The sequence below is a fragment of the Sporomusa rhizae genome (assembly GCF_041428845.1).
In the GTDB taxonomy this organism is placed as follows: domain Bacteria; phylum Bacillota; class Negativicutes; order Sporomusales; family Sporomusaceae; genus Sporomusa; species Sporomusa rhizae.
The window spans coordinates 3,214,969-3,240,483 of the sequence record NZ_CP156925.1 but is presented as its reverse complement, the minus strand read 5'-3'; the positions used below and the strand labels follow the sequence as shown (position 1 = coordinate 3,240,483).

Annotated in this window: 22 protein-coding genes; 12 read left to right on the top strand and 10 right to left on the bottom strand. The window is 43.4% G+C overall.

Going from position 1 to position 25,515, the window contains the following annotated elements:
- Window positions 1–38: 38 nt before the first annotated feature.
- Window positions 39–2,177, bottom strand: a complete 2,139-nt coding sequence (locus SRRS_RS15350) for an EAL domain-containing protein (RefSeq protein ID WP_371361728.1) — start codon at window positions 2,175–2,177, stop codon at window positions 39–41.
- 364 nt (window positions 2,178–2,541) lie between these two features.
- Here SRRS_RS15350 and SRRS_RS15345 point away from each other — a divergent pair, with 364 nt between their 5' ends.
- The 7 genes from SRRS_RS15345 to SRRS_RS15315 all read left to right on the top strand — a co-directional run bounded on the left by SRRS_RS15345 (window position 2,542) and on the right by SRRS_RS15315 (window position 9,169).
- Window positions 2,542–3,303, top strand: a complete 762-nt coding sequence (locus SRRS_RS15345; RefSeq protein WP_371361726.1) for an IclR family transcriptional regulator — start codon at window positions 2,542–2,544, stop codon at window positions 3,301–3,303.
- Between the two features lie 696 nt (window positions 3,304–3,999).
- The gene (locus tag SRRS_RS15340; protein WP_371361725.1) at window positions 4,000–4,677 is read left to right on the top strand and encodes a DUF969 domain-containing protein; all 678 of its coding nucleotides are present in this window, start codon (window positions 4,000–4,002) and stop codon (window positions 4,675–4,677) included.
- 25 nt (window positions 4,678–4,702) lie between these two features.
- Complete coding sequence (locus SRRS_RS15335; RefSeq protein ID WP_371361723.1) at window positions 4,703–5,659, top strand: DUF979 domain-containing protein; 957 nt, start codon at window positions 4,703–4,705, stop codon at window positions 5,657–5,659.
- Window positions 5,660–5,707: 48 nt separating this feature from the next.
- Window positions 5,708–6,454, top strand: coding sequence for a 5-oxoprolinase subunit PxpB (gene pxpB / locus SRRS_RS15330; protein WP_371361722.1), 747 nt, complete (start codon window positions 5,708–5,710; stop codon window positions 6,452–6,454).
- Entirely contained in the window at window positions 6,451–7,479 is a 1,029-nt protein-coding gene (locus SRRS_RS15325) for a biotin-dependent carboxyltransferase family protein (protein ID WP_371361720.1), read from the top strand. Before pxpB ends, SRRS_RS15325 begins: the two co-directional genes overlap by 4 nt.
- Window positions 7,476–8,237, top strand: a complete 762-nt coding sequence (locus SRRS_RS15320) for a LamB/YcsF family protein (protein WP_371361718.1) — start codon at window positions 7,476–7,478, stop codon at window positions 8,235–8,237. The genes SRRS_RS15325 and SRRS_RS15320 overlap by 4 nt, the downstream gene beginning before the upstream one ends.
- Before the next feature lie 224 nt (window positions 8,238–8,461).
- The gene (locus tag SRRS_RS15315) at window positions 8,462–9,169 is read left to right on the top strand and encodes a Bax inhibitor-1/YccA family protein (protein ID WP_371361717.1); all 708 of its coding nucleotides are present in this window, start codon (window positions 8,462–8,464) and stop codon (window positions 9,167–9,169) included.
- A 100-nt stretch (window positions 9,170–9,269) separates the two neighbouring features.
- On the opposite strand, the gene SRRS_RS15310 is transcribed toward SRRS_RS15315, so the two are convergent.
- Window positions 9,270–10,193 carry a malate dehydrogenase gene (locus SRRS_RS15310; RefSeq protein WP_371361716.1) on the bottom strand — a complete coding sequence of 308 codons (924 nt, stop codon included), beginning with the start codon at window positions 10,191–10,193 and terminating at the stop codon, window positions 9,270–9,272.
- Window positions 10,194–10,385: 192 nt separating this feature from the next.
- Here SRRS_RS15310 and SRRS_RS15305 point away from each other — a divergent pair, with 192 nt between their 5' ends.
- The 3 genes from SRRS_RS15305 to SRRS_RS15295 all read left to right on the top strand — a co-directional run bounded on the left by SRRS_RS15305 (window position 10,386) and on the right by SRRS_RS15295 (window position 15,760).
- Window positions 10,386–12,761 (top strand): ATP-dependent DNA helicase, encoded by a 2,376-nt coding sequence (locus tag SRRS_RS15305; protein ID WP_371361714.1) that lies wholly within the window; start codon window positions 10,386–10,388, stop codon window positions 12,759–12,761.
- Window positions 12,762–12,959: 198 nt separating this feature from the next.
- Window positions 12,960–14,429: a YdiU family protein gene (locus SRRS_RS15300; protein ID WP_371361713.1), complete on the top strand. Its 1,470-nt coding sequence runs from the start codon at window positions 12,960–12,962 to the stop codon at window positions 14,427–14,429.
- A gap of 470 nt (window positions 14,430–14,899) precedes the next feature.
- Window positions 14,900–15,760, top strand: a complete 861-nt coding sequence (locus SRRS_RS15295; protein ID WP_371361711.1) for a 4Fe-4S binding protein — start codon at window positions 14,900–14,902, stop codon at window positions 15,758–15,760.
- Window positions 15,761–15,883: 123 nt separating this feature from the next.
- Here the strand turns inward: SRRS_RS15295 and SRRS_RS15290 are convergent, their stop codons facing one another.
- From SRRS_RS15290 to SRRS_RS15280, 3 genes are read right to left on the bottom strand one after another with little or no spacing between them, the layout of a single operon-like run.
- Window positions 15,884–16,978 carry a threonine synthase gene (locus SRRS_RS15290; protein WP_371361710.1) on the bottom strand — a complete coding sequence of 365 codons (1,095 nt, stop codon included), beginning with the start codon at window positions 16,976–16,978 and terminating at the stop codon, window positions 15,884–15,886.
- Complete coding sequence (locus SRRS_RS15285; RefSeq protein WP_371361708.1) at window positions 16,975–17,358, bottom strand: RidA family protein; 384 nt, start codon at window positions 17,356–17,358, stop codon at window positions 16,975–16,977. The genes SRRS_RS15290 and SRRS_RS15285 overlap by 4 nt, the downstream gene beginning before the upstream one ends.
- Window positions 17,359–17,381: 23 nt before the next feature.
- Window positions 17,382–18,017 (bottom strand): transcriptional regulator, encoded by a 636-nt coding sequence (locus tag SRRS_RS15280; protein WP_371361707.1) that lies wholly within the window; start codon window positions 18,015–18,017, stop codon window positions 17,382–17,384.
- Between the two features lie 400 nt (window positions 18,018–18,417).
- Between SRRS_RS15280 and SRRS_RS15275 the strand changes: the two genes are divergently transcribed.
- Window positions 18,418–18,699 carry a hypothetical protein gene (locus tag SRRS_RS15275; protein WP_371361705.1) on the top strand — a complete coding sequence of 94 codons (282 nt, stop codon included), beginning with the start codon at window positions 18,418–18,420 and terminating at the stop codon, window positions 18,697–18,699.
- Between the two features lie 8 nt (window positions 18,700–18,707).
- On the top strand, window positions 18,708–19,532 hold the full coding sequence (locus SRRS_RS15270) for an MBL fold metallo-hydrolase (protein ID WP_371361703.1): 825 nt from the start codon (window positions 18,708–18,710) through the stop codon (window positions 19,530–19,532).
- 86 nt (window positions 19,533–19,618) lie between these two features.
- Here the strand turns inward: SRRS_RS15270 and SRRS_RS15265 are convergent, their stop codons facing one another.
- The 5 genes from SRRS_RS15265 to phnD all read right to left on the bottom strand — a co-directional run bounded on the left by SRRS_RS15265 (window position 19,619) and on the right by phnD (window position 25,425).
- Window positions 19,619–20,950, bottom strand: coding sequence for an MFS transporter (locus SRRS_RS15265; protein ID WP_371361702.1), 1,332 nt, complete (start codon window positions 20,948–20,950; stop codon window positions 19,619–19,621).
- 64 nt (window positions 20,951–21,014) lie between these two features.
- The gene (locus tag SRRS_RS15260; RefSeq protein WP_371361701.1) at window positions 21,015–22,166 is read right to left on the bottom strand and encodes a glycerophosphodiester phosphodiesterase; all 1,152 of its coding nucleotides are present in this window, start codon (window positions 22,164–22,166) and stop codon (window positions 21,015–21,017) included.
- Between the two features lie 181 nt (window positions 22,167–22,347).
- Entirely contained in the window at window positions 22,348–23,016 is a 669-nt protein-coding gene (locus SRRS_RS15255) for a response regulator (protein ID WP_371361700.1), read from the bottom strand.
- On the bottom strand, window positions 23,003–24,493 hold the full coding sequence (locus SRRS_RS15250) for an ATP-binding protein (protein ID WP_371361699.1): 1,491 nt from the start codon (window positions 24,491–24,493) through the stop codon (window positions 23,003–23,005). Before SRRS_RS15250 ends, SRRS_RS15255 begins: the two co-directional genes overlap by 14 nt.
- Complete coding sequence (gene phnD, locus SRRS_RS15245; protein ID WP_371361698.1) at window positions 24,490–25,425, bottom strand: phosphate/phosphite/phosphonate ABC transporter substrate-binding protein; 936 nt, start codon at window positions 25,423–25,425, stop codon at window positions 24,490–24,492. The genes SRRS_RS15250 and phnD overlap by 4 nt, the downstream gene beginning before the upstream one ends.
- Between the last annotated feature and the right edge of the window lie 90 nt (window positions 25,426–25,515).

Genomic DNA, 25,515 nt, shown 5'->3' with positions numbered 1-25,515 from the left:
TGACAAGTCTCCTTTAGCAATTTCTAATGAGGTCTTGATTATAAACAGCAGCTTAAATCAAAATCTCTTTGTAATAACAATTCAAAGTCAGTGGAGGGTAATGGGGGAGAATATATGTATCCCTGAACTTGATCACAATTATGCTGCCGTAAAAAATCTAATTGCTCCTGTTTTTCAACACCTTCGGCAACAATCGCCATATTTAGGCTTTTACCCATACGGATAATTGCCTTGGCAATGCTAGAGTCTTTGTCGTAGTGAGCAATTTCGTTAACAAAGGTCTTATCAATTTTTAAACAGTCAATTTCAAAGCGCTTTAAAAAACCAAGAGAAGAATAGCCGGTGCCAAAATCGTCAATTGAGATATGGACACCTAATTTTTTTATTGCTGAAAAAGTCTTCAGTGTTGCTTCAGCTTTATTCATAAATGCCCCTTCTGTAATTTCAAGTTCTAACCAACAGGGGGTGAGGCCTGTTTCTATCAGTGTTTTTTCAATTTGACTTAATAGGTTCTTCTGATTAAATTGATTGGGGGAAAGGTTGACGGAGACTCTGAGTGGCGGATAGCCTGCCAACTGCCATTTTTTATTCTGCTTACAGGCAGTTTCTAAAACCCACTTTCCGATCGGAAAAATAAGTCCGGTTTCTTCGGCAACAGGAATAAATTCGGCTGGCGAAATATAAGTACCCTGATAGGGAAGACGCAGTAAAGCTTCCATGCCTACAATCTTTCTGGAATTAATATCAACACGAGGCTGGTAGTATACTTGAAACCATTCTTTTTCTATCGCTTGATATAGAATATTTTCCAATTCCATATAGCGTAAAACCTTTTGGCGCATTTTGCTTGTATAGTACTGAAAACTATTGGTACTACGCCGCTTAGCATCATACATAGCTGTGTCGGCCGCTCGTAATATAGATGCCATGTCGTGCCCATCTTGGGGATAGAGGCTAATTCCGATACTGCAGGTAATATAAAATGTCTTTCCTTCGATAAGGAACGGCTGCTCAAACACAGCGATAACTTGCTTGGCAACAGTAGAAACTTGCTGTTCGCAGGTAAAGTTCCGATAAAGTAGTACAAACTCATCTCCACCTAACCGGGCCAAGGTATCTAATTCGGGCAAATTGATTTTCATCCGCTCGGCAACCGAGGATAAAATTGAATCGCCAACATTATGGCCTAAGGTATCATTGATAAACTTAAACCGATCTAAATCAATAAACAGTAATGCCATTGGTTGTTTGGCATTTTCTGAGAATAGTTTAGTAAGACGTTCTACGAAGAAATGACGGTTTGGCAGGTGGGTAAGCGCATCCTGATAAGCCATTTCAAGTATTTGGCTGTTTGCGGTAACGATTTCCTGGACGTGGGCGTTTAACGCGTTCGACATGCGATGAAAACCACGTGATAAGCGGCCGATCTCATCTTTGGTATTTAAAGGTACATAGCCGTTTAATCCATTCATGTCTCCGCCTGCAATTTGTTCGACATGATACACAATCTGATTGATGGGGTGGGTAAGCATTTTCGTAAAGCGTATTCCTACAAGAATGGCAATCAGACAGGCAGCCGCTGCCAGAAGTAAAATACCAATTGCAAACTGTTGTACTAATTGTTGACCTTCAACGTTTTGTTTATCCGCTAAAAACTGACTTCTGTCTACCATTTGCCAGAGGATATTATCTATGACTTTAGCTTGTGCCTGGACGTATTTCGTATAATAGATATACGCATTTTCATATTCCTCGACGGAAACGATTTGTAATAAAGTGTGTATTCTATTGTTATAATCGTTGGATTCAGTTACCAATTTAGCTGCCAGCTCTTGCTCCAGTGCATCGGGACAATTTTTTTGGAATTTTTTAAGTAACTGATCAAATTCTTTCATATCACGCGTAACTGAATCTTCAAGATATGTATGCTCAATATTATCAGCTCTACCTGAGATTAGGATTAGTAGATTTGACTCTACGTTTTTACTTAATACCCGGCTTTGTCCGAGTATTTCCATAGGAACGACCCGGTTATTATACATAGTATCCACATTTACAGCGACTTTCTTAATGGCGCTATACCCGGAAAAACCAATTAGTGCTAGAAAACAAGCCATGATTAAAATAATCAAAAATATTTTATAAGACATGCGGATGTCTAAATACTTCATTGACATGATTTGCGGTCCCCTTTGTGTATACATTGAATAAATTAGGCATAAACTTATAAAATTCTTTGATACTTGTGCAAAATCCTTTTAATAAATAGCAAGCCAACTAAAATACCGGTTGTGTCTTCTTTTTGATGGTTTTTTGGAGTTCTTACTATTTTACTTCCACTTTTCAGAGAAAATGCAGAAACATCACTGTTTTGCCGCGAATATGACGAGAATTAAATCAAAAAAAGTGTGTACTTGCCCACTTTTTGATTGCAATATTTAAAAGAATTACGTTATTATTATTTCTGAAGCATCGAAGTTTAACAGGTAAGCAATAAAACGGTAATTATAAAGGTTGGGTTGGATTCACAGGAGGTCTTATATGAAATACGCGCAGAAAAATACGACTGTAATTAAAACAATGGATATATTAAATTTGTTTATGGACCATATTAAAATGAGCTTGCCCGAATTGGGACTCTACACTCAGATTCCCCGAACTTCGTTATTACGCATGTTGACTTCCCTTGTGGAGATGGGTTTCTTACACCGGGATGCTTCAGGAAACTATGAGTTGGGGTTGACTTTCTTACATTTCGGACAACTGGTTGCTGAGCGTATGGATATCAGAAACATCGCACTGCCGGTAATGCACAGGTTGCAGCAAGAAGCCGATGAAGCAGTAAATTTGGCGATTAACGACGGGAATGAAGCCATTTACGTTGAAAAAATTAACACCTCGCATCAGGTAAAGGTGTATACTCGCATTGGACGCCGGGCACCATTGTATGGCGGGGCCTGTCCGAGGATACTGCTGGCCTTTATGCCTCACGATGAGCGTGAGAAGTATATTGAGGAGACGGAACTGATTTCTTATGCGGCGGGAACAATCTTGAACAAAGAAGATTTGCGCCGGGAATTGGTCGAGGTCTGTCGTGTGGGATATTCAGTAAGCCATAGTGAACTCCAAGATTTTACTTCGGCGGTTGCCGCACCTATTTATAATCGACGTGGCCAAGTTATCGCGAGTCTTAGCTTGGCAGGGCTGACGGAGCGATTCAAAGGGGAACGCTTGCAGTTTTTGATTGAATTGGTTATGACTGCCGCGCGTGAAATATCTTCACGCCTGGGATGGCGGGTATAAGTCATTGGGTTAAAATGAGTTTTGCCGCATAAACTTTTGCACGAATAAAAAAGAGGATTATATAAAGTTTTCACCTTATTTTGCGAGGGGTTAGTGACTAATGATAAAAGTTCTGTGAAGATGTCGTCTTTCACAGAACTTTTTTGTAGTTTTTTACGAATATTAATGCTTGATGTTGAAAATAAGGAATGTTATAATTTTTCTGAGAACCGAATTTCGGACACGCTATCCGATATTCGGATAAAATAGGTAAATTTGAAAATATAACCCTTAAAAGGTAAATTTAGGTAAAAAACAGAGCATAAGTGGCTATGGTATTAAAAAAGAACAATTTGAAAGTAAAATAAGAGCACTAAGTCATGCAAGAGTTGATTACGAGCTGACATTCATACATGGATTTTAGACTTAAATTGCATGATAAGGTTCTTAATTTACGATAAGCCACAATTATGATGTGGCTCTATTGCCTCAGTTATTTACTCATAAAAAAAGGAGGGGATAAATGCGATATTTTCAGATAAATCACAATAATTAACAAATTAATTGATCCGCCTTGAAAGAAAGTCGCTTTAATTATGGCGGCTTGAACTGTTCCAAAGCAGATAGTGACTGCTGAATTCGAACTGAATTGATTCTATTCCATACAGAAACATGTACAGAGTAAGAGGCGCAATAATTTAACGCGGAGGGAAAGAGATGTTAACATTAAGTGGTATTGTCATCGTCATCGTTGGTTTTGCCCTACGATTTAATCCCTTGTTGGTGGTAGTTGTCGCAGGAATTGTTACTGGTCTGGCCGGCGGCTTGCCGGTGGAAAAAATTCTTACTACCTTCGGAGAAGCATTTATCAAAAACAGGTATTTATCCTTATTTATTTTGACTCTTCCGGTTATTGGCGTACTAGAACGAAATGGTTTGAAAGAACAGTCACAGGCAGTTATTGGCAAAATAAAAGCGGCCACTACCGGGCGGCTATTAATTTTATATTTGTTTATCCGTGAAGCAGCCGCAGCTCTTGGCTTAGTTGCGCTGGGGGGACATGCCCAGATGGTTAGACCATTGGTAGCCCCGATGGCGGAAGCGGCAGCAGCAAACAGATATGGCAAGCTGCCAGAGGAATTGAGTAACAAAATCAAAGCTTATTCAGCGTCAGCGGATAATGTAGGTGTATTTTTTGGCGAGGATATTTTTATAGCATTCGGTGCTATTCTGCTGATGAAGGGTTTCTTTGAACAATACGGTATTATTATGGAACCACTGACAATTGCGGTATGGGGAATACCGACCGCTATCTCAGCCTTCATCATACATGGGATCCGTCTATATCGTCTTGATGGTAAAATCAAACGGGCGATGGAAGAAGTAAATAATTAAAAATTTGGGTGAAGGAGTTGTAAATATGATTTTCAGCCTTGAATATGTTTATTATATTTGCGGTATTTTGATGGCGATTATCGCTGCCTTGGCGTTGAAAGATCAAAGCAATCCTAAACGTGTGCTTACGGCAGTATTTTGGGGGCTGTTTGCAGTTTCTTTTCTCTTCGGAAAAATCATACCGCCAATGTATATGGGTATCATGGTTATCATTATGGCGTTGATCGCAGGAATTGGCGGGGTTAGGCTGGGATCTTACAGTGAATCCAAAGAGGAAGAACGGACAGCTCGGGCAGGTAAATTTGGTAATTGGCTTTTTATTCCAGCTTTGCTTATCCCACTTGTCACAATCATCGGGACTCTGGGTCTGAAGGATGTAACTATTGCCGGTTTGGCGTTACTTGAAAAAAGCAACCTTACCTTAGTAAGTCTTGGTGTTGCCTGTGTCGTAGCTTTCGGTGCGGCTTTAACTTTAACCAAAGAAACGGGCATGCAATCCGTACGGGAATCGCGGCGCCTGGTGGATGCTATCGGCTGGGCTGCTGTTTTACCACAGATGCTGGCTAGTTTAGGTGCGTTGTTTGCATTGGCAGGAGTTGGACAGGCAGTGTCTACACTGATTGGTTCGGTAATTCCTTTAGATAACCGGTTTATGGTTGTGTTTGCTTACTGCGTTGGTATGGCTTTATTTACAATGATTATGGGTAATGCTTTTGCGGCTTTTCCGGTCATGACCGCGGGGATTGGTTATCCTTTAATAGTGGTGATGCATGGCGGCAATCCCGCTGTTCTCTGTGCAATTGGGATGTTTTCCGGCTATTGCGGGACGCTGATGACTCCGATGGCAGCAAATTATAATATCGTACCGGCGGCGCTTTTAGATTTGCCAGATAAAAACGCCGTTATTAAAGCTCAGATTCCCACAGGCTTAATTTTGCTCACTGTCAATGTATTTCTAATGTATTTCCTTATATTTAAATGATAAATAAAATTGCAATCAGATGAAGAAATGATAGGGTGGGGGGAAACAATGGCTGAAGTAAGATTTTTGCCTGCTGGCGAACAGGGCTTGGTAATTGAATTTGGCAGTACAATCGACCCCGACATCAATGCCCGTGTACACCAAACGGCACATTTGTTGAAAGAGAAGCTGCCGCGGGAGGTGGTCGAGGTTGTTCCAACTTATCGTTCACTTATGGTCTATTTCGATCCGCTGTTTATTCGGCGAACCGAGATGATTCAAAAGGCAGAGGAGCTCCTGCAGAGTGCAATGTCAGTAAAAGAACAGGGGACGGCTAAGGTTGTGAATATTCCTGTTTGTTACGGCGGCGATTTTGGGCCGGATATCGCTTTTGTTGCTCAGCATAACGGGCTTTCCGAAGAGGAAGTTATTCAAATTCATACTTCCAAGCCTTATCTTGTATATATGATTGGGTTTACACCGGGGTTTCCATACCTGGGCGGAATGTCAGAGCGAATTGCAACGCCACGTCTGGAAAAGCCACGTACGCAGATTCCTGCAGGATCTGTGGGAATAGCTGGTGGCCAGACCGGATTATATCCGATCGAAAGCCCGGGAGGGTGGCAATTAATTGGTCGAACTCCGGTCAAAGCATTTAATCCGAATTCAGCAAAGCCATTTTTATTTGAAGCGGGAGACTATCTGCGATTTGTCGCTGTATCTTCGGCGGAATATGCTCAAATATATACAGAAGTTGAAAAGGGAAGCTATGTTCCTGTTACCGGTACGCTGGCAGGAGGTGCAGTTTTACCATGATTACAATTGTCAAACCGGGTTTGCTTACAACAATTCAAGATCAGGGGCGTTGGGGATATCAAGCGAATGGAATGCCCGTAGCTGGTGCGATGGACCGCTATGCCTATCGCGCAGCGAATATATTGGCAGGAAACTCGGCGCAAGCTGCGGCAGTTGAGATGACTATGCTGGGAGCTACTTATCAATTTGCCGCCGATGCCTGGATAGCAATTTGTGGTGCCGATATGCAGGCGACTTTGAATGGGGAAAAAATCGCAAACTGGTCGTCATTATTTGTTCCAGCAGGTAGTGAGTTGGCTTTTGGCTATGCAGTACAAGGATGCAGGACGTATCTTGCTATCCAGGGTGGGATCGATGTACCTGAAGTACTGGGGAGCCGGTCGACTTATACCCGCGGGCGAATTGGCGGGTTGGAAGGCCGGGCGTTAAAGGCGGGCGATGTAATTGCAGTGCTGAACCAGACTGATGGACGGCGTATTCCGAAAACACTGCCGGCAAAATGGATACCCCAATATGGTAACGAAGTACCTGTACGCGTGCTGCTCGGGCCGCAGGACAATTATTTTACTGAGACCGGTATTGCTACGTTTCTTGGTAATCCTTATGTCATTACGGACGAAGCAGACCGTATGGGATATCGCCTGGAAGGAGAAAAAATTGAGCATAGCAGTAAACCGGACATCGTTTCGGATGCCCTGTGCCAAGGGGCGATTCAAGTACCAGGACATGGGATGCCAATTGTGATGATGGCTGACCGACAAACGACCGGCGGCTATGCAAAAATCGGTACAGTTATCGGTCCTGACCTGGGGAAACTGGCTCAAGCCCTTCCCGGAAGCAGCGTGCGGTTTATTTCTTGTACAGATGATGAAGCGGTAGCTGCATTCCGCGAGGAACAGGAAACCTACAAGCAGATGACAGAATGGGTTGCGGTTCGGCCAAGTGTCTCTGCCAAGGCAAGACAATATACCGTTATAGTTAACGGGATTTCTTACGACGTATCGATTGAGGAGGTAAAAAAATGATTAACATTGATTTGAATTGTGATATGGGAGAAAGCTTCGGAGTATATACATTGGGTTGTGATGCTGAAGCTATGCCATATGTAACCTCTATTAATGTAGCGTGCGGCTTTCATGCTTCAGATCCTGCAACTATGCTGAAAACAGTCCGGTTGGCAAAAAAATACGGAGTAGCTATCGGCGCCCATCCTTCATTTCCCGATCTGGTTGGTTTCGGGAGGCGGATGATGGCGGCAACCAAAGAAGAAATTTTTGCCGATGTGGTCTATCAGATTGGGGCATTATGGGCAATGTGCAAGAGTGAAGGCGTAAAGCTTCAGCATGTTAAAGTGCATGGAGCAATGTATAATGCAGCAGAGAAAGATATGGGTATTGCCACCGCTATTGCTGAAGCTATCAAAGCTGTCGATCCGGATTTGTATATGGTTTGTTTGGGGAAATCTGTGATGGTTGAGGCTGCTAAAGCGGTGGGAGTTAAGTTCGTGGAAGAAGCGTTTGCTGATCGCGCCTATACAGCCCAGGGAAATCTTGTATCACGCAAACAGGCAGGAGCGGTGATTCATGATCTCAATATCATAGCTGAGCGCGTTTTGACTATGGTCAAAGATAAACAGGTTACCAGCATCGACGGGGCTGTTGTGCCAATCAGTGCTCAGACGGTTTGCGTGCACGGGGATACACCGGGAGCGGTAGCGATGATAAAGGCGATTAGAACTGCCTTGGAAGAAAACGGGGTCACATTAAAGGCTTTTGGCGCATAATCACAAAAGTTTATAAGTTTCGCCATTACATTCGATACGGTTATCCGATCGGGTGTAATGGCGAATTTTTTTTTGTAGTTGTTTACTATTTAAATAGAGTCCAGAAAGGTTGGCGGAAAGGTATTATAGGTTTGTTCGTACGGTAAGCCGGGGATCGTTTTGCCGGCTTATTTGAGTGTATGGTATAATATAGTAGAATCTAGCTTGAAAGGAGATGATTTGCTGTGGCAAATCCTGTGATTTCAAAAGTAAAGGCCCTTCAAACCTACAGCAGTGAAACTGCTACTTATGCGGGAGTAGCGACAAAAAGTTTTGCATTAGTAGCGATTGTTATTATTTCGGCACTAGTAACTTGGGTAATGGGCTACGCCATCCCAATGACTGCAATAGTCACTTCGATTATGGGCTTTATTGCGGCTCTGACAATAAGCTTCCGTCCTACCTGGGCTGGATTTTTATCGCCGTTGTACGCCATACTGGAAGGGATGTTTTTAGCTGCTGTTTCAGCCTTATTTGCCAAGATGTATCACGGCATTGTCATTAATGCTGTTATGATAACCTTTGGTATTGCGATCAGTGCAGCTCTTATCTATGCAAGAGGATACGTTAAAGTCAATGAAGGCTTTATGCGAGCCGTATTTATTGCTACGCTGGGGATTGCTATCACTTACCTAATTGAGTTTATTTTAAGTTTCTTTGGGATTCGTATTCCCCAGATACACCAGGGGGGAACTATCGGTATTGTATTTAGCCTGGTCGTAATCGGCGTTGCTACCTTAAACTTGTTTGTTGACTATGAGAATATCAATCAAAGTGTACGCCAAGGACTGCCGAAAGAATACGAATGGTTTTGTGCCTTTAGTCTTCTTGTTACACTTATTTGGTTATACATTGAAGTCCTAAACCTTCTTCGTAAACTGAAAGAAGAGTAATCTGTAGATAAAAAACTAAGCCCGGCATGTGCTGGGCTTAGTTTTTTTATGAGTTTCAATTCAAGCAGAGTTTCTTGTTACAGGATTAATCCGCAATTAGTTATAAATTAGCAGGAAGTATATTTTTAAGTTCGGTTATGTAGGTTTTTATATTTTCAATTGACTTGCCCAATGCAGCTTCTTCCAACGGAGTCATAGGTATATCGAGTGCTTGTATTGCACCCTGTCTTCCAATTATCGCCGGAAGGCTCAGCGCTGTTTTGTACTTGTCGCTGAAGACAGATACAGGTAAAAGCTGACGAGTATCATTAATAATAGCTTCCAGTACGGCGCATGCCGCTACGGCAGGCGCGAAAACCGTACCGCCTTTCAGGGCGATGACTTGTCCGGAGGCGGAACAAACGTCATTGGCAATTTGCTTGACTGCTTCTTCGTCATATGATGGTAAGGAACTTAATGGCAGCCCCTTTACATGGATATTGGACGTTAACGGCACCATTGTTTCGCCATGTTCTCCCAACACATATGCGTCAATGTCGCGGGCGTCTACATTGAACTGTTTTGCAAGATAGGAACGGTAGCGCGCAGTATCGAGCGCAGTGCCCATGCCAATAACACGACCGGCCGCAAGCCCGGAGGCGTGATACGCCAGGTACGTCATTATATCAAGAGGATTGGTAACGATAAATAAAATACAATCAGGACTTAGCGCTACGACTTTTTTGGTGATATCCATAATTATACCGGCGTTGCGGGAAAGCAGTTCTATGCGGGGTTCATCCGCCCGCCGGGGTGTACCGGCAGTTATAACAACAATATTTGAATCTGCGGTATCAACAATTTCGCCGCTTGTAATTTTGGCCTGGGGGCAGAAAGCTTGTCCCTGAAGAATATCAAGAGCTTCGCCGTGCGCTTTGTCGCTGGAGTGGTCTGTCAAAACGATTTCTGTTGCCAGTCCTTTTAATGCTACAGAATATGCAATCGCTGCTCCTACTTTGCCGCTTCCGATAAATGATATTTTCATTGCTTTGTGTCTCCTGTCTTAGATAATGAGATTGTAGAAATATTTGCTATGTACTTATTATACCTGATAAGTAAACCTGCTAAACAGAGATGAGATATGGTGAACAGAATGAATATCTTACTTGTCATGAACATGTGTTCGTGATAGTATTTAAAATAATAACCTAAAAAATATAGGTCTAAGGGAAATAATATGTCAAAGCGAATTGTTAAAATATCAGTCCGTAACTTAGTAGAGTTCGTGCTTAGGTCTGGTGATCTGGTAGCAACATTTACTAGTTCTGCCCGGGCGGTGGATGGAAGTAAGATCCATCGAAAAGTTCAACAGTCACAAGGTTCAGAGTATCAGTCTGAAGTAACTTTGTCAATCATAATTGAAAGAGACGATGTTATACTGCAGGTTAGCGGCCGGGCTGATGGCGTTATTGTCACAATAGACGAAACCGGGAATAAACATATAACCATTGATGAGATAAAGTCAACAACTCTTGACCTTGAATTAATTGAAGAAGACCATAGCCCGTTACACTGGGGGCAAGCTATGTGCTATGCCTATATTTATGCGGTAGAACATGCATTAGAAGAAATCAGTGTTCAGATAACGTACTGTCAAGCGACGACATACGAGATAAAAGCATATACAAAAAAATATTTTGTTCAGGAATTAGCTGCTTTCTTTGAGGATTTAGTTACCCAATATGCCCTATGGGCTGAACGGCTGGGGAGTTGGTTGGAACTCCGGGACGAGTCGGCGCGACTTTTGGAATTTCCCTTTTCCTCCTTCCGGCATGGCCAGCGACAAATGGCAGTAGCTGTATATAAAACAATTAGTATGGGATGTAAGCTATACGCTCAGGCACCAACTGGCACCGGGAAAACAATGGCGACAATCTTTCCGGCTGTCAAAGCTCTGGGACTGGGACATGTGGAAAAGATTTTCTTTCTCACAGCTAAAACGGTAACCCGTCAGTTGGCGGAAGAAGCCCTTGACCGTCTTCGACTGGCAGGCTTGAAATTCAAATCATTAACACTGACGGCCAAAGAAAAAATATGTTTTAGGCCAGATGCGGCTTGTACTCCGGAAGAGTGTCCGTTCGCTGCAGGGTATTATGACCGGATAAACCAGGCACTTGGTGACGCCTGGCAATGTGAGTCCTTTACCCGGGAAGTCATCGAGCAATATGCCCGCAAATACAATATTTGCCCGTTTGAGTTGTCACTGGATTTGGCCTTTTGGACGGACGCCGTGATTTGTGATTATAACTATGTCTTTGATCCGAGGGTGTATTTAAAACGCTTCTTTGCCGAAAATGCTGGCCAGTATTGTTTTCTTGTTGATGAGGCTCATAATCTGGTTGATCGCGCCCGGGAGATGTTTTCAGCGGAATTAACCAAGCAGGTATTTCTGCAACTAAGAAAAACTACCAAGGATAAAATACCCAAGCTGGCCAAAACTGCCGGGAAAATAAACTCCTTTTTTATCAAGCTCAGAGAATTGTGTGTGAAATCATCAGCCACCAGCCAAGCTAGTTATTGCGTGCAGGAAGAGCCGCCGGCCGAAATATATTCTTTGCTAAGAAAATTTGCCTCCATGGCTGAAGAATGGCTGGCAACTAATGAACCAGCCGAATTTCGCCAAGAAGTTCTCGATGTTTATTTTGCAGTTCATGCTTTTTTACGAACCTCCGAGATGTATGACATGCGGTATATTACCTATATTGAGAAGGAAGATAAGGATATAAAACTAAAGCTTTTCTGCGTTAATCCCGCAGAGTTGTTGCGGCAGGCGTTATCGCGGGGACGGGCGTCGGTCTTATTCTCGGCTACTTTAACACCACTTAATTACTTTTCTGAAATATTAGGAGGCGAAGAAGAGGACGCGAAAATTGCAGTTGCTTCTCCGTTTTCCCGCGACAACTTGTGCCTGTTGGTTGCCGATAATATTAGTACAACCTATAAGATGCGAAACACCACTTATGACGCCGTTGTTGACAGCATAACAGCAGCCATCAGGGCAAAGGTCGGCAATTATTTGGTGTTTTTGCCTTCTTATCAATATATGGAGGAAGTTTATCTGCGATTTTGTCTCAAAAATCCGGAACTGAATGTGGTTCGACAAGTCGGCCAAATGACCGAAGAGGAGCGCGAAGTATTTTTGCGTCAATTTTCGGCAGACAATGGAGATACACTTATTGGCTTTGCTGTACTTGGCGGGGTCTTCAGCGAAGGAATTGATTTAACGGGTGAGCGGCTTGTGGGGGCAGTAATCGTTGGCGTTGGTCTGCCGCAGGTTTGCCTGGAACGGGAAATTATCAGGGATTGGTTTGACAAAGAGAAATACCAGGGATTTGAGTACGCCTATATTTATCCCGGTATGAACAAAGTAATGCAGGCAGCCGGGCGCGTAATCCGTACCGAAAAGGATAGAGGGGTAGTTCTCTTAATCGATGATAGGTTTTCGCAGCCTAGATATCGAAGGTTATTCCCACAAGAATGGAATGGAGCTTTAAGAACTAAAAGCAGCAGCGGTATTGCTGAAAAAGCCGCAAATTTTTGGGGTCAATTCTAGTTTATATGCTGATAACGACCATCTTCTTGTAGGCAAGATCTACGCTAAGGTGGTCGTTTTTTATTGACATATAGCAGATACTTCCTTGTATTAATCATCTTTCCGCCAAAATAATAATAGTAGGACTAATTAAGCTTATTTAAATACATAGACTATGTTGATTGATTTGATCAAAAAGGAAAAGGAGGATAAGCAATTATGCTAATGGAAAAAGCAGTAGTTGGAACCGGATGGAATTTTAACAACAGTTATGCCCGACTGCCGAAATTATTTTTTAGTCTGCAAAAGCCAACCCCTGTACAGGCCCCTGGGTTGCTTATTTTTAATAATTCTTTGGCGCATTCCCTCGGATTAAATAGTGAGAAGTTACAAAGTGAAGATGGTGTAGCAATACTTGCCGGCAATCGGATTCCTGAAGTAGCATTGCCGCTTGCACAAGCTTATGCCGGGCATCAATTTGGGCATTTTACAATGCTAGGAGATGGGCGGGCAGTGCTGCTTGGTGAGCAAATCACTCCCAGCGGTGAGCGTTTTGATATTCAACTCAAGGGATCTGGCAGAACACCTTATTCCCGCGGTGGCGACGGTCGGGCCGCACTTGGCCCTATGCTGAGGGAGTACATTATCAGTGAAGCTATGCATGCGCTAGGTATCGCTACTACCCGCAGTCTTGCGGTGGTCGGAACCGGTGAGACAATAGTCAGGGAAACCAATCAGCCTGGGGCGATCTTGGTACGCGTAGCCGCTAGTCATTTGCGTGTTGGCACTTTCCAATATGCTGCAAATTGGGGTGGAGAACTTCAGATACTGGCTGATTACGCATTAAAACGTCATTTTCCGTATGTTGAAGATAATGAGAATCGGTACTCTTCATTGCTTACGGAAGTCGTCAAACGCCAAGCTGAACTGATTGCGAAATGGCAGCTTGTAGGCTTCATCCATGGGGTGATGAACACTGACAATATGACCATAAGTGGAGAAACTATCGATTATGGTCCTTGCGCCTTTATGGATGTTTACGATCCGGCAACCGTATTTAGTTCCATAGACATTCAAGGACGTTATGCCTATGGCAATCAACCGCATATTGCTTCGTGGAATCTCTCCCGATTTGCGGAAACCCTATTGCCGCTGCTCAATACTAATGTGGAGCAGGCAGTCGAATTGGCCCGCGATGCTCTTTCTAATTTTATTGCTATATATCGCCATAATTGGCTGGCAGGAATGAGAGCAAAACTAGGAATATTTACCGAAGAGGAGGAAGATGAAGTCCTTATAAAAAACCTTCTCAACATGATGCACAAGTATCATGCGGACTATACTAACATTTTTTTGGCATTGACTTTCGATAAAATAGCGGATACAGTATTACATGGCACTGCTGAATTTACGCAGTGGTATGAGGCATGGCAGACTCGGTTAGGACGGCAGCACGAATCAAAAGCTGCTTCGCAAAAGTTGATGAAAAACAGTAATCCAGCGATAATTCCCCGCAACCATCAGGTGGAAGCCGTACTGGAAGCCGCCGTAAAACATGGTGATCTCAGCAAGATGAACCAATTTCTTAAGGTTCTTTCAACCCCTTATGCACACTCCCCCGAGCAAGTTGAATACGCCAAACCACCGGAGTCGTCAAGCTGTCCTTACCGGACTTTTTGCGGTACTTGATGTTTTTGACGAAATACGGATTACAGCAGCATCGCATCTCGGCGGCTTCGTAAATTATGTCTCGGTTATAGCTACATGAAAAAGTTCAAGAAAAAGTCACAATTTCTTCATAAGTTTTTCATAATTATTGTGTATTATATATTTATTGAAAAATGAGTGCAATACGTGTAGCGGAGTGATAGCGATGATGTGGATTTTGTTTTTTCTAAACTTATTTGTAATTATCTATGTGATTAGCCTAATCGCAAAATTAAAGGCTCAGGAAGAAGCAGAGTAGAAATAACAATACCCGGATGGTTAAAACCATCCGGTTCATATATTTTTTCTCCGTTCTTACAGGCCGATTAGATAGACTAAAGGCCGAAGAATTACTCTATTTGGGTAATTCTTCGGCCTTTTCTTTTCGTAGGTTGGTCAGCGATCAGGGTTTGTATTTTTTTATATAAATGTTCATGGAAGAGGAGTTTGTAATGAGCACAACAAAAACAGATTATAAAAAATACGGATTTATTCCTCAGCGCCAGCAAGGACTGCTGACGATGCGTATTCGTAGCCGGGCTGGAAACATTTCAGCAAAAGATTTATGTAAAATAGCAGACTTGGCTGAACGCTATGGTCATGGTGAAGTGCATGTGACAATAAGGCAAGGGATGGAAATTCCCGGCGTAAAAGAAGAAATGTTTGAAGAAGCCAGCCAGGCTATTTTTGCTGCAGGGTTATTACCGGCCGTTTGCGGGGCGCATATTCGCCCAGTCGTTTCCTGTCCCGGCAATAATTCTTGTCCGTATGGCTTATTAAACACCCGCACGTTAGCTGATAAGCTAGATGCTCAATATGTTGGCAAAGATTTAGCCGCTAAAACTAAAATTGCTGTTAGTGGATGTGCTAACGCTTGTACAAAACCACAAGCACATGATATTGGTTTTCGCGGTGCAGCTGAGCCTTTAATTGACCATAGTCTTTGCGTTACATGCGGCGCCTGCGTACGGAAGTGCCCGGCCAAGGCGATGGCCATTAATAATGAGGCGTTGTCGATAGATTATGATAAGTGTTTGTCGTGTGGTGTTTGTGTTCGGGTCTGCCCGAAACAAGCCTTGAACAATGGCAGGGTTGGTTATCATATTTATATCGGTGGTAAGGGTGGCCGTTACACCAATGAGGGTGAGATTATTGCGACTTTTGTTCCCGAAGAACAAGTCATAGCTTATCTGGAAGCCGTTTTGGCAGTTTATCAGGAAATGGCAGATAAAGGTCAGCGCCTAAGCTCGGTTGTTTTGAAAAATGGGGTAGAGGCAGTAACGTTAAAGATCCAGGAGAAAATAGACTGTTAATGTGCAGTGAAATGCTGCGCTCTATTATACTGTTTAAAAAGAATATTTGATGAATGGAATGAAAAAGTCCGGTTAGGGTTGGAGTAAATCACCTAACCGGACTCTTGTTTTATATTCGTGCAACTAATGATCTGATTTCAGACCGGCGCCGCACATAGGGATTAAACAGTCAGATGTTTTGCCCTTTAAATCGCAATACTTCAAATAGGCGGCATAAGTGGCTGCTGTTGTATGCTCACAGTAGATACCCTTTGCGGCAAGCGCCATGCGGGCTTCGAGAATTCGATTTTCCGGAGCTGTAATCATCTCAATATTGTGCTTGTAGGTATACTCCAAAATTTCGTCGCCGCGCATGGGAACGCCGATTGCAATTCCCTCAGCCATTGTCGGCTTAGGAGTTACCGCAACCGGATGTTTTTCTCCACTGAGTACGGCTTTAGCGAATGGATCGCAATGTTCGCTTTGAACTGCGATAATAGTTGGCATTTTATCAATAACGCCACTTTCCAGTAGTTCTTCCAAGGCTTTTACGATGCCGATGAACAGTGTGCCATTGCCTAACGGAACAAAGATATTTTTTGGTATTCGATGGAGTTGTTCATAAACTTCGTATATATAGGTTTTGGTCCCTTCGTAAAAGAAAGGGTTGTACACATGGTTCGCGTAATATTTCCCTTCCGTATCTACTTTTGCCCGGCAGGCATTTGCACAGTTATCTCTTGTACCGGGGACAATATTGACGCAGGCATTATGAGACTTAATCATATTGATTTTTTGCGGTGACGTTCCTTCCGGAACAAAAATCTCACAATCAATGCCTGCTTTGGCACTATAGGCGGCTACGCTGTTTCCGGCGTTACCGCTGCTGTCCTGCACGACGGAATCTACGCCAATTGCTTTGCAGTGAGCAATAAGTACCGCGGCACCTCTATCCTTGAAAGATAAAGTAGGCATGCAATAATCCATTTTCAGGAGGACGTCTTCATTATATTGAATCACCGGTGTCATACCTTCACCTAAGCTAATTTGACGCCACTCTTCCCCTTTTAAAGGCATGAAAGCACGATACCGGAAAATGCTCCAAGTATTCTGATCGACTAATGATAAATCAAACTTAGGCGGTTTATAATCCAGTTTCCAAAGGCCGCCGCAATCGCACTTTGCTTTTCGGGTAGTTACAGCTATTGTTTCTCCGCATTTCGAACAATAGTATTTCATTTTTTATTAACCTCCGCAATTGCTTCAATTTCGACAAGACATCCGAAGTGGAGTTTGCCAACAGGTACAACAATCCGTGCCGGAGTATGTTCGCCGAAGAACTCTGCATAAACTTGGTTAACAGTATCCCATTGGTCAATATCTGAAACATACACCCGGCATTGGACAACATCATTACGGGAAAGGCCGGCGGCATGCAAAACGCGATCAACATTTGCCAATGCAAGTTTGGCATGCGTTTCTATTCCACCCTCCGGGATCTCACGGGTATCGGGATCAATAGAAAGTTGGCCAGATATATACAGCATTCCGTTTGAAATAATTCCCGGTGTGTAATGCCCTTTGTTTTTGCTGTCATATTTTATGGAGATCTTTTTCATAATTCGTATCCTTTTTGTTTTTACTATTTTTTGCCTCTAACCTCGTCTAAATAACTGTAAATAGTAACTTTAGATAAACCCATACTGGCAGCTACTTTATCAATAGCACCTTTGACCAAAAATACACCCTTTTCATCCATGAAGCGTATGATTTCTATATTTTCTTTTCTTTTTAGATTGCTGACATCCGCATTTTTGAGGATATTATCAATCAGTTCATCGATAATTGTCAGTACATCTTGATCAGGAGCAGCCTCTTCGGCAGGCAGTGGATCTGGGGAGGATTTGGGCAGAAAACCGGCGAGTTCTTCCTGAAGGAGACAAGATACGGTCAAATCGTAGTTTATGCACAGCATACCAACTACTTCCCCATCCAGATTACGGATAAGGGCGGAGGAGGATTTGATTTTTTTACCGCTTTCTGTTTCGAAGACATAGTTTACGGTGCAATCATCTTTGAACTTTTTGTTGAGTAAAACTTGGCGGATAAGATGATCAAATGATTGGCCTTCTTTTCGTCCGGTTACAGTGCCGTTCGCCACATAAACCACGGAGCTTTCCGGCTGTGTCAAGTCATGGAGGGCTACTTCGCAGCTTTTCCCAAAAGTCTGAGTGATCATATTGGCTACCGGAATGTATGCTTGCAGGATAGGACGCATTCAGTTTCTCCTAAAATAATTTTATATAATTTTTTATATAAAATATACCTCTATTCTAGAAAAATGTCAACAAAATATGTCTTTTGTATAAAAATTTATATATTTTACACATCTTCATGTTGACATTGACACTATAGATTAAAAAAACAGCAGTAGTGACCACGTCGACAAGTACAATAGCTACACCGCTTTTGAATTATCATAAAATTTACCCGTTTGCTTAGACTATGTTTGCCGAAAAGTTTTAACTTTGCGCGGGCATTACTTTCAAGGCAATTTTTTTGTCTGGCCAGGTACATTCACATTTGTTAATGAAAGCTAGGCGAAGCGGCAAATAATGAGTATAATAAAATGATGAGCAGCAATAATGAAGAGTTTTTATACGAATGCGAGGTATAACATGAGTAAAGAAAAAATGCTGAATAGAGAGCTGATTGTTCCTGCAATTAAAAAGTTTTGTTCTGAGAACTATAAAAAGTCTACAGTATCAGATTTTATTCATAAAGGCATACACCGGCATCGAGTAGAAATAGAAGCCGATGGGGCATGCTTTTTTGTTGATTTTCATTTTAGGACGAATGGAAGCACCTCAATAGATATATCTAGCGGTCAGCATATTGATAAAAAGAAGCAAATTAAAGCCGCGATAATAGCTGATCCCACTCTGGTAATAAGTAAATGAAAATATGTATGTTACTCGATAATCGCCGGGTGAATAATACCTTCCACGTAGAGCACGGTTTGTCAATTTATATTGAATTTCAGGATAAAAAAATAGTATTTGATACGGGAAAGTCGGGCTTATTCATAGAGAATGCCGCCAAAATGGGTATTAATATTGCGGATATTGATATGGCAATTATATCTCACGCACATAAAGATCATAGTGGCGGGCTGTATAACTTCCTGGCATTGAATAATAAGGCACCTGTTTATATGAGTGCTAACGCTACGCGTGATTATTATTCGGAATTTTTATTTATAAAAAAGGATATCGGTGTCCCCAAAGAAGTTTTCGCACAATTTAACAACAGAATAGTATTTATAAATGAATCTGTCGCAATGAATGATAACATATGTCTTCTTTCAGCGATTACACAAGACTATCCATTGGCCAATAGCAATAAAAATTTAATGACTGTGATTGACGGAAAGGTTATCGCTGATACATTCGACCATGAACTTGTTTTGGTAGTAAATGATAATGGTAAGCTGGTTATTTTTACCGGCTGTTGTCACAATGGAATAGATAATATCATCCAACGTGTTCGGGAGCATTTTCCCGGTACAGCTATTGAATTATTAATTGGTGGCTTTCATTTAATGGATTTTCCGAGAAATATTTATCAAGAGAGTTCGGAACATATTAAGCAACTGGGAGAACGTTTAATCAGCTATGAGATCGATAAGGTGTATACTTGTCATTGCACTGGTAATAGAGCCTTTGGTTTGTTGAAAGAGGTTATGGGAGATAAGCTTGATTATTTTTATACAGGAATGGAATTACAATTATAAAAAGCGAAGAGCGGTTCTGCCTTGTGGCAGCCCGCTCTTCGCTTTTTGGGGTATTATCTATGATTTTGGTGAGGTAGATAGCAGAGTTAATCTTTAGCTTTTACATTCCAAACCATGGCGGCCAGAATAAAGGATAATACTGCGGAGCCAACCCAGAAATCACCGGCCAAGGCAAAATCATAAACTTTCTTACCGTTAACAATGGTCATTTGGGAATTGATCAGATAGCCGCTAATGAATTCTTGAGCGGCAGCACCGCCGTAGCTCAGCAAACCAATCATGCCCATAGCGGCACCGGTGGCGCGTTTGGGGCAGATATCAACGGCCATCAGACCGCCCAGGTAGCAGACCAGGGCGCCCATGGTGAAGCCATATAGCACCATACTGCCCATGTCAACCATCGGGCTGGCAGGTGCCCAGAGGAACAGAGCGATAGAAACGGCGTACAGTACGCCATAGATTAAAGCCGGAACGTTACGCTTATGATTAAAGAACCTGTCAGATACCAGACCGCAGGTTAAAGCACCAAAGATACCGGCAAACTGCATGACACCCAGAACGCCGCTGGCACCAATGGTTGAGTAGCCTTTGGCTTCGGTTAGGTAGATGATACCCCAGCTTTCGATCGCATAACGGGCAATGTAGCAGCACAAGCTGGATAGGCCTAGAATCCAGACTGCGGGACGTTTGACTACTTCCCATTGCAGGGAGGAAATGGACTTGTCTTTTGCTACCGTCTCCACATGATCATTTTTGAAGTCGGAAACATTGGGCAGGCCATAGGTTTCGGGGCGGTCGGACATGAAGAAATAAATCAAAATCGATCCAAAGACGCAGACTACGCCGGGCATAATGAAGCCCATTTTCCAGCTGTAGGCACCAACGATGGTAGCGGTGGCCAGATAGGTGAAGGCCGCACCTAAGTTGTGGCTTGTGAACCATATGCCGTAGAAAGTACCCCGTTCGCGTTGACTGAACCATTGATTTAGCGATACGATGCAGGGACCGGCGCCGAAGGATTGGAACCAGCCGTTGATGCCCCACAGGACTACCAGAGGCAGATATTCATTGGTAAAGCCCATGAGGACGGAAACAATCGAAGATAAGAACAGTCCTAAAGCAAAGAATTTCTTGTTGTTCATGCGGTCAGCCAGGAAGCTATTCACGAATTTACCTATACCATAGGTAGCGAAGAAGACGGAGCCCATTACGCCTAATTGCTGGGCATTTAGAATGCCGGCGGACATAAGCGGCTTCTTGATAACCGAAAAGTTGAGGCGCAGTACGTAAAATAGCGCATAACCCAAAGTAATGGAGGTAAATACCTTCCAACGACGGTTGTTGAATAGTGCGGCTATTTTGTCCTTATCGCCCTCAATCAGCGGTAAAACAGGCCCGGTAAGAAAATATTTTAGCATTACAGATACCTCTTTCCTGCAAATTTTGCTGAGTCATAGAATACAACAGGAGGGATGCTCGGAATTATTCGGCTGAGTCGCCGCCCTTTTTCGTTACTTTGGTTTCACCGCCGACAATATCAGTACCAGTGTGGTAAGGACTGTTAATGTTGACGGTAGGCTCAGCTACTTTGATGCCGCGTTTGATTAAAACTTCCCGCAGCAGCCAAGGCTTGTCGGAAATCATGCCGTCAACACCCATATTCAGCAGCATGTTCATTTTAGTCGGATTGTTGACAGTCCAGGGAACAACTTTCATGCCGTAGTCATGAGCTTCGGCCACTAGTTCGTTGGATAGTTCTTCCCAGTACGGAGAAACAATGTCTGCACCGATTTCATGAGCTGCTTTTACATAGTCGCCTAAAAATTTCTTGTCATTAATATTGATGCCGCCTAGCCAGGGAGAAGGCTTGCTGTCACCTTTTTTTAGATAACAGCCGTCTACCCAGCCCCAGGAAGGTTGTTCACTGCTTAACGCCACCAAAGTGATATTAGGGTTGATTTTCTTCATTTCTTTGAGAGTTCGCCAATCGAAGGATTGCAGTGTTACACGGTCTTCCATGCCATATTTTTTAACGATTTCGTTGACTTTGGCAACAAAGGCAGCAGGATCGACATTATTCTTATAAGCGGGATCTGCGGGATCAGCATAAGACTTAGTTTCGATATTGAAAATTACTTTATCATTGCCATAAACGTTGGCCAGTTCAAATACTTCTTCCAAGGTAGGAACTTTAGTGCCGGGAACTGATAGCTGTGTTTTGCCGTGGCCTTCATAGTAATCGCCGGCAGCAGGGTTCATAGTACCCATGTCAAATTGTTTGACTTGAGCCAGGGTCATGGTGCGGATGTCATATTTACCGGCCTCAACATATTTCCCGTTTAATTGAGCAAGATTGGGGTTCATAACTGGATTGTGACTAATGACGATATGGCCGTCCTTGGTCATTTGCATGTCCATTTCTAGCGTAGTTACGCCCAGTTCCAGTGCATAAGCGAAAGAAACTAAAGTGTTCTCGGGTCGGGCATCGCGACCGCCGCGATGAGCTTGAAAATCAAAGAGATCGGTGGTTACTTTAGCTTCCGCTGTCTGCATGTCCACGACATTGTACCCAGTAGTCAGCAGCAGCGCAGCAGCACCAGTGATTAGGAACCGTTTCCAGGGTTGGTTTTTCATTTTAACACTCTCCTCAATCTAAAAGTGTAACTTCTCTATAATTATCACACTATTTAAAAAATAACGGTATCGGAAGAATGCTGACCTGAATGTAAGAAAAAGACGGGTAATTTGTGTAAGAAAAAAACTGACAAAAAAACGGCCATGATCAGTCATGGCCGGTAGGCGGTGAGTGTAATAATCAGATTTCTGCGGTATAATGGGGGAGTAGATTATGCTTTAATGCATATTCTACTAACTGGTTTTTTTTACTGCAGTGTAATTTTTCCATCAGGCGGGTTTTATATGTATCGACGGTTTTAACACTAAGGCAGAGCATGTCGGCAATTTGGCTCATGGAGTGACCCCGGACAATCAGTTTTAAAACCTCTCGCTCCCGGGTGCTAAGCACAGTGTAAGGATCATCGCTGGCTTCCCTGGGAGAATCGCTAAGCAAGCTGTTAATCAGCACCTGGGCATTTTGCGGACTGAGATAGCGGTGACCTCTGGCCACGGTGCGCAGCGCAACAAACAACTCGGTGTCGACGGCGTTTTTTTCCACATATCCTTTGGCGCCGGCCTGCATTGCTTCCCGTACATATTGCTCGTCGGCGTACATTGTCAAAACGAGAATTTTTGTATCAAGTCCCCGGCTTTTAATTTCCCGGATACATTCTAAACCACCCATGCTGGGCATGGACAAGTCAAGCAGCAGAATGTCAGCCCGCTTGTGTTCCAACAGGCGCAGCGCCTCTTCACCGTTGGACGCTTCACCCACAACAACAAAATCGGGTTCGTTATTGAGGAGCAGTTTTAATCCGGCACGTAAAACCGAATGATCGTCGGCAAGCAAGATTCTAATCTTTGCCATATGCGTCACTTCCTATCGGTAAGATTAAGATGATTGTTGTGCCCTTATTTTCCAAAGAGCGGAAAGCCAGGCTGCCGCCGAGAAGTTCGGCGCGCTCCTGCATGCCATAAATTCCGAGCCGGTTATTTTGCAGGGCATTACAGATAGCGTTAGGGCGGATGCCGCGGCCGTCGTCTTTAATAATCATTTTTACATGATCACCAGTTTTCGTCAACTCGACATCAACCTGACTGGCTTGGGCGTGCTTGGTGATATTTGTTAGGCTTTCCTGTAAAATGCGATATAGCGTTAGCGATACTTCGTTGGATACTATCAATTTTTCGTTTGGCGGCTGAAAATGAACATCAATAGCGTTTTGCCGGCCAAAATTGGTTAAATATTTTTCCATTGCAGCGACGATACCCAAATAGTCAAGAACAGGCGGGCGAAGCTCCACTGCCATTTTACGCAGTCCTTCCAGTACGCTGACAGCCACATCTCTAGCGTCAAGCAGCAGTTGGCGTTGTCTATTGTCAGTCAGTTTGCTTAACAGTACTTTCATGTAAGCAAGCAGCGAGGCCATGGATTGGCCGGTTTCATCGTGTAGTTCACGGGAAATTCGCAGCCGCTCGTCTTCCTGGGCAGTAAATAGCTTATTCATCAGCGATGCCCTCATGCCTTCTTTGGTACGTAGCTCTTCAAGCAACCGTCGATTTTCACGGTCTTTCTCGTGAATACTGACGGCCATTGCATTGAAGGTTTTGGACAAGTGCCCCAATTCGTCGCGGGTTTGCACTGTGGCCTGAACATTGTAGTTGCCTTTTTGAATTTGCCGGGCGGCGGTAGACAAAGCGCGCAGCGGATGAATAATGCGTGAGGTCATATAGGTCGCGCCGCTGGCTGCCAAAAAGCATATTAGCAGTGTAGTTAAAATAATTTCATCGAGTTTATGAGAAAGCAGCATCTGAGTGGTCTTTTCTGACATGCCAATCCGAACATAACCTATGCCGCTTTCAATGGGATACATAATTTCGCGGATGGGCCCTTCGTTGCTGCTGAAGTGCGTTACATAATAGTTGTTGATACTCTGACTTGCCTGTTGGGGATGGACGGGAACAGGTTCATTCAGCATGGACTGCGGTGGCAGCAATACTTCCGGCAGACCTTGCGGCAGCAGGCCGGAAAAGGTATGAGCCAAAATACGTCCGGCGGAGTCGCTGATTATGATATAACGAACATCTTCATTATTAGATTTGGTTTTGTTAATGAGGTCGAATAGGGAAAAACGGTCATCCAACAGTATATCGTTGCTGCCAAGGGCAGCTACATAGCTGGCGATTTCAGTACCGCGTTTTTCCATCTGACTGTCTAACAGGCGAGAGGTGCTTTTTAGCATGATGGCGCCGATTATGCAGCTGGAAAGGAGTAGTAAGCCGATGATCAGGATATTGATCTTATAATAAAGACTTAATTCTTGAAAGCGCTGCAATGACTTCATAATATGACACTCGTCCGATCATAGATTTTTTTCAGTGGCTCATACAGCTCCGGCTGCGGCATAACAAAACGGTCGATGATCAATTCTTGCAAAGCTTCGGCAGTTTCCTGGTTTTCGGACATTTCCAGGAAGATGCGCCGCAAAGCTTCCTTCTGTTCAACCGGTATCGCTTTGTTAATAGCAACCGGACCGGTAGGGGAAGGAGCCATGGAGGCGATGATGCGAACTTTGTCTGCCAAACTGGGATCACGTAGTCTTGCATATTCATAAATCTGGCTGTCAATGCTGGCAGCATCGGCTAATTTGTTGGCTACGGCCCAGATGGACTTGTCATGATTATATGTATAAAAATAGCGGTTAAAGTATTTTTCCGGTACGGCTCCCTGTTTGCTCAGATAATCTTCGATGACCATGTGGCCGGAAAAACTAAGCGGATCGGTGAAAGCGAAAATCTTACCTTTCAGTTGATCCAGGGATTTGATGCCGCTGTCTCGATGGACAATGACGTTGGCGGTATACAGGGAATTGCCGTGGTGTTCGGCCATGACTAAGAGTTCGATTTCATTCATGCCGCGATAGGAGCTATAGGCACCGGTTGACATGAAGGCAATGTCAACCTCGCCGTTAGCCATAAGCATATTAACTTCGGCATAAGTCTTCCGTTGCACTAATAATGTGGGGCGACCGGTTGCCTTGGCTACGTGTTGGGCAATTGTTCGATAGCAGCCAATGGTTTCTTTGGGGGAAATTACAGAGGCTATGGCAATCAAAAGCGGGCGTTGTTCAGTGCCGTTTTTGTTGTAGGCCGCCGGAGCGGTTTGCTCTTGCCTGAAATCAATGTTGGAAAGGGCTTTGTTGCCGCAGCCACTCGTGGCAGATAACGCCAGCAACAATAATAGAAACGGCAGAATCAAACGTTTACTCTTTGACATAAGCATAATTCCTTCCAAGATAAATAGACAAAATTGATTGACATATTATTGCTTCCCATTATATCATAGCCCTTAGTAATCAGGAATCCG

What these genes read in the sequence shown, in the direction of transcription:
- pxpB (WP_371361722.1), top strand. Translation starts at nt 5,708, where the DNA reads ATGGCTGAAGTAAGATTTTTGCCTGCTGGCGAACAGGGCTTGGTAATT.
- phnD (WP_371361698.1), bottom strand. Translation starts at nt 25,425, where the DNA reads ATGTCAAAGAGTAAACGTTTGATTCTGCCGTTTCTATTATTGTTGCTG.
- SRRS_RS15345 (WP_371361726.1), top strand. Translation starts at nt 2,542, where the DNA reads ATGAAATACGCGCAGAAAAATACGACTGTAATTAAAACAATGGATATA.
- SRRS_RS15255 (WP_371361700.1), bottom strand. Translation starts at nt 23,016, where the DNA reads ATGGCAAAGATTAGAATCTTGCTTGCCGACGATCATTCGGTTTTACGT.
- SRRS_RS15270 (WP_371361703.1), top strand. Translation starts at nt 18,708, where the DNA reads ATGTTACTCGATAATCGCCGGGTGAATAATACCTTCCACGTAGAGCAC.
- SRRS_RS15290 (WP_371361710.1), bottom strand. Translation starts at nt 16,978, where the DNA reads ATGAAATACTATTGTTCGAAATGCGGAGAAACAATAGCTGTAACTACC.
- SRRS_RS15320 (WP_371361718.1), top strand. Translation starts at nt 7,476, where the DNA reads ATGATTAACATTGATTTGAATTGTGATATGGGAGAAAGCTTCGGAGTA.
- SRRS_RS15335 (WP_371361723.1), top strand. Translation starts at nt 4,703, where the DNA reads ATGATTTTCAGCCTTGAATATGTTTATTATATTTGCGGTATTTTGATG.
- SRRS_RS15300 (WP_371361713.1), top strand. Translation starts at nt 12,960, where the DNA reads ATGCTAATGGAAAAAGCAGTAGTTGGAACCGGATGGAATTTTAACAAC.
- SRRS_RS15305 (WP_371361714.1), top strand. Translation starts at nt 10,386, where the DNA reads ATGTCAAAGCGAATTGTTAAAATATCAGTCCGTAACTTAGTAGAGTTC.
- SRRS_RS15295 (WP_371361711.1), top strand. Translation starts at nt 14,900, where the DNA reads ATGAGCACAACAAAAACAGATTATAAAAAATACGGATTTATTCCTCAG.
- SRRS_RS15340 (WP_371361725.1), top strand. Translation starts at nt 4,000, where the DNA reads ATGTTAACATTAAGTGGTATTGTCATCGTCATCGTTGGTTTTGCCCTA.
- SRRS_RS15265 (WP_371361702.1), bottom strand. Translation starts at nt 20,950, where the DNA reads ATGCTAAAATATTTTCTTACCGGGCCTGTTTTACCGCTGATTGAGGGC.
- SRRS_RS15260 (WP_371361701.1), bottom strand. Translation starts at nt 22,166, where the DNA reads ATGAAAAACCAACCCTGGAAACGGTTCCTAATCACTGGTGCTGCTGCG.
- SRRS_RS15280 (WP_371361707.1), bottom strand. Translation starts at nt 18,017, where the DNA reads ATGCGTCCTATCCTGCAAGCATACATTCCGGTAGCCAATATGATCACT.
- SRRS_RS15275 (WP_371361705.1), top strand. Translation starts at nt 18,418, where the DNA reads ATGAGTAAAGAAAAAATGCTGAATAGAGAGCTGATTGTTCCTGCAATT.
- SRRS_RS15350 (WP_371361728.1), bottom strand. Translation starts at nt 2,177, where the DNA reads ATGTCAATGAAGTATTTAGACATCCGCATGTCTTATAAAATATTTTTG.
- SRRS_RS15285 (WP_371361708.1), bottom strand. Translation starts at nt 17,358, where the DNA reads ATGAAAAAGATCTCCATAAAATATGACAGCAAAAACAAAGGGCATTAC.
- SRRS_RS15250 (WP_371361699.1), bottom strand. Translation starts at nt 24,493, where the DNA reads ATGAAGTCATTGCAGCGCTTTCAAGAATTAAGTCTTTATTATAAGATC.
- SRRS_RS15325 (WP_371361720.1), top strand. Translation starts at nt 6,451, where the DNA reads ATGATTACAATTGTCAAACCGGGTTTGCTTACAACAATTCAAGATCAG.
- SRRS_RS15310 (WP_371361716.1), bottom strand. Translation starts at nt 10,193, where the DNA reads ATGAAAATATCATTTATCGGAAGCGGCAAAGTAGGAGCAGCGATTGCA.